The following is a 2,827-nucleotide window of genomic DNA, read 5'->3' as shown; positions in this document are numbered from 1 at the left end:
GCCGGCACCGTTTTCGCCCAGTGCATCGCCAATGGCAGCGGCCCCTTTATCCGTGGTGGCCGTGCCGATAACGAAGAAGCCGTCGGCAATCAGCTGTTCGGCAATCGCCCGGCCAATCCCCCGGCTTGCGCCAGTGACCAGCGCCACTTTCTTTTCCGACATTCTTATTCTCCTTGCAGGGCCGCCGTGAAAGCCGCCTCTGTTTCCAGCGGACGAGCCGCCAAATCACGATCAATGCGTTTCACCAGCCCGCACAGCACCTTGCCTGGACCACACTCATAGAGATGCCCAGCACCCTGCTCTTTCAGTGCCTGGATGGTTTCCACCCAGCGTACCGGCGAATAGAGCTGGCGAATCAACGCATCACGAATTTTCTCCGGATCCGTTTCCATGGCCACGTCCACATTGTTGATCACGGGCATTTCCGCCGCATGAAAACGCGTGCCGCTCAAGGTCTCGGCCAGCTGTTCCGCCGCCGGTTTCATCAACGCGCAGTGAGATGGCACGCTCACCGGCAGCGCCATGGCGCGCTTGGCTCCAGCCGCTTTACAGGCCGCAATAGCTCGCTCGACCGCGTCCGCAGAACCCGCAATCACCACCTGACCGGGGGCATTGAAATTGACTGCCTCGACCACGCCGCCCTGTGCAGCCTGCGCACAGGCAGAACGGACCTGTTCATCATCCAGGCCCAGGATGGCGGCCATGCTGCCCTCACCCTGCCCTACGGCCTGCTGCATCAGCTGGCCACGGGTGCGAACCAACCGCACAGCATCACCCAGATTAACCACACCCGCGCAGGTCAGGGCGGTGTATTCACCCAGACTATGCCCGGCCAACACATCCGGCCGCGGACCACCACTTTGTTCCCACAACCGCCACAGGGCGACACCGGCTGTCAGCAGCAGCGGCTGGGTAATTTCAGTCTGGTTCAGTGCCTCTTTCGGCCCCTCCTGGGCCAACGCCCAGAGATCCTGGTCCAGTGCACCGGAGGCTTCCTGAAAGGTCTGCTTCACTGCCGGGCGTTCGGCAAACTCACTCAGCATCCCCAGACTCTGAGAGCCCTGACCGGGAAAAATAAAGGCTGTCTTCGACATTCAACATCCCCTTGAAAATAGACAGGAATAGGCAGGCCGCAGTATGCCGGCTTTCGCTTTCGCTGTCCGGTCGGGCCTGAAACAAAGTATGAACAGCATCGAGGCCAGCCGACCCCGACACAGGATTTCAGTCGGTGCTGGCCTGGCCCAGTGCATCACTGATCAGAGAAGGCACATTGCGCCGGGCTTCCAGTTGCGCCACTTCCAGCGCGCAGGCAAAGCCTTCCTTGCTGGTACCACCGTGGCTTTTCACCACCACTCCGCGCAGACCAACCAGGCTGGCGCCGTTATAGTGGTCCGGGTCCATACGCTTTTTCAGCCCGATCAGAACCGGCAAGGCAAACAGACCACACAGTTTACGCAACCAGGATTGTTTGATTTCTTCGCGCAACATGTTGCCGATCATTTTCGCCACGCCTTCCATGGTTTTCAGCGAAACATTACCGACAAAGCCGTCACAGACCACCACATCGGCTTCGCCGGCAAAAATGCCATTCCCTTCCACGAAGCCCACATAGTTCAGGTCGCCGGCTTCACGCAACAGGCCCGCCGCTTCCTTGATCTGCTCATTGCCCTTGATATCTTCCTCACCAATGTTGAGTAGCGCGACCCGGGGATGCTCCACCCCATCGACGGCACGCACGACCGCCTGCCCCATCAGGGCAAATTGCAACAGGTGGACGGGTTCGGAATCCACATTGGCACCCAGATCGAGCATGTGACAGTGGCCATTGGCCGTGGGAATCGCCGTGCAGATAGCAGGCCGGTCTACCCCTGGCAGAGTTTTCAGCACAAAGCGGCTCACCGCCATCAGGGCACCGGTGTTACCGGCACTGACTGCCGCCTGGGCCCGCCCTTCCTTGACCATATTAATGGCCACGCGCATTGATGAGTCTTTCTTCTGCCGCAGAGCCACGGCAACCGGGTCATCCATGGCCACCACTTCAGAAGCAGGCTGGACGGTAATACGGGGATGGTCAGCGATACTGGCCTGGGACAAGGCGTCAGCCAGCGGCTCGGGCTGGCCGACCAGGATAATGTGCATGTGCGCATGGCGAGACAGCATGGCTGCCACTGCGGGCACTGTTACGGACAAGCCGTGATCGCCCCCCATGGCATCCACTGCTAACGTCACAACCGGCATGGGCTGCTTCCTTTATTCAAATTTGGGGGCATTCTGACAAAAAACGCCTGGCGGCGACATGCTCCCCGCATTCAATCACAAATCCACTTACAAAAAATCCTCCCGAAGGAGGATTTCAGTGTGCCGCACAAACCGGCCTTTCACTGCACAGAGACAGCATTCAGCCAGCAGGGCACAAAAAAACGGGAGCCGCAGCTCCCGTTTTCATACAACTTATTCGTCGTCAGATTCGCCCTGACTGATCACCTGACGGCCGCGGTACATGCCATCCGGAGAAATGTGGTGACGACGGTGCACTTCACCAGTGTTGGTGTCTTCAGTCAGCGCAGCGGCGGGCAGCGCGTCGTGAGAGCGGCGCATGCCGCGCTTGGAACGGGTTTTACGGTTCTTTTGAACAGCCATTTCGAGCTCCTCGGGCGTTTATTCAGCCTGAATTTACTTGCCTTGACCTTTTAATTTGGCCAGCACGGCAAAAGGATTATCCGCGTTTTCGTGTTTCTCAGGTTCACCGCGATCATGCGGTAAAGCTGTCGGGCAAGGGTCATGCAGTGCCACCAGCGGCATGGCCAGCAACAGTTCCTCTTCGATC

At 58.9% G+C, this 2,827-nt stretch carries 4 protein-coding genes; all 4 read right to left on the bottom strand.

Going from position 1 to position 2,827, the window contains the following annotated elements:
- The coding region (locus A3754_RS25215) for an SDR family NAD(P)-dependent oxidoreductase (protein ID WP_156497225.1) at positions 1–162 on the bottom strand (162 nt) is incomplete at its 3' end.
- A gap of 2 nt (positions 163–164) precedes the next feature.
- Entirely contained in the window at positions 165–1,094 is a 930-nt protein-coding gene (gene fabD / locus A3754_RS25210) for an ACP S-malonyltransferase (protein WP_063521668.1), read from the bottom strand.
- A gap of 127 nt (positions 1,095–1,221) precedes the next feature.
- Positions 1,222–2,238, bottom strand: coding sequence for a phosphate acyltransferase PlsX (plsX, locus tag A3754_RS25205; protein WP_063521667.1), 1,017 nt, complete (start codon positions 2,236–2,238; stop codon positions 1,222–1,224).
- Positions 2,239–2,451: 213 nt separating this feature from the next.
- Positions 2,452–2,640, bottom strand: coding sequence for a 50S ribosomal protein L32 (rpmF, locus tag A3754_RS25200; protein WP_007151009.1), 189 nt, complete (start codon positions 2,638–2,640; stop codon positions 2,452–2,454).
- Between the last annotated feature and the right edge of the window lie 187 nt (positions 2,641–2,827).

This window comes from Alcanivorax sp. HI0083 (assembly GCF_001635175.1).
The sequence above is the reverse complement of the archived record's forward strand: the minus strand, read 5'-3'. Positions and strand labels throughout refer to the sequence as shown.

Coding starts and splice junctions, on each gene's coding strand:
- fabD (WP_063521668.1), bottom strand. CDS start 1,094: ATGTCGAAGACAGCCTTTATTTTTCCCGGTCAGGGCTCTCAGAGTCTG.
- rpmF (WP_007151009.1), bottom strand. CDS start 2,640: ATGGCTGTTCAAAAGAACCGTAAAACCCGTTCCAAGCGCGGCATGCGC.
- plsX (WP_063521667.1), bottom strand. CDS start 2,238: ATGCCGGTTGTGACGTTAGCAGTGGATGCCATGGGGGGCGATCACGGC.